Annotated in this window: 1 protein-coding gene; it reads left to right on the forward strand. The window is 33.6% G+C overall.

The annotated features are described in order from the left end of the window. Positions 1–17: 17 nt before the first annotated feature. Entirely contained in the window at positions 18–563 is a 546-nt protein-coding gene (locus tag AC1TO8_RS23855) for a histidine phosphatase family protein (protein ID WP_482058069.1), read from the forward strand. The last annotated feature ends 73 nt before the right edge of the window (positions 564–636 follow it).

Consider the following 636-nt stretch of genomic DNA (forward strand, 5'->3'; position numbering starts at 1 on the left):
TCATTATGAGGTGCTGAATGAAAACTATCGGCCTAGTAAGACATTTTAGGGTCATACATTCAAGACCGCAGAAGACTTGGATGACTTCAATAGAGTTTGATGATTGGGTCTATGCTTATGATAAGCAGGATATTCAATATGGATTGTTGTTAATTGATAATCTGGAATGGGATGTATGTATTTCAAGTGATTTATTACGTGCAGTGAAAACTGCAGAAGCATTATATGGTAATGAAATAATCTATACAGACCAATTGAGGGAAATTAGAATTAATTCAGTATTTATAAAGAAAGTAAAATTACCTTATGTTATTTGGTTGATTTTAGGAAGAGTCGCATGGTGGTTCTCTCACGCCTCTCAAATAGAGGGTAGGCAAGAAACTATAAAAAGAATTATGAAGTATGTAGATTATATAGTAGAACATGAAGCCAGCAATTTATTAATCGTTAGTCACGGGGCTTTAATGTGGTATTTAAGAAAAGAATTAAGAAATAGAGGATTCAAGGGAGAAAAATTTATAAAACCTAGAAACGGAAAGCTATATATATTTAATAGAGATTGACTGTTAATTCAAAGGAGCGCCATACTCCATATAACATTGCATTACCACAGCGGTCGCTACTCTCCATTGGTCA

The organism is Paenibacillus sp. Y859 (genome assembly GCF_056786405.1).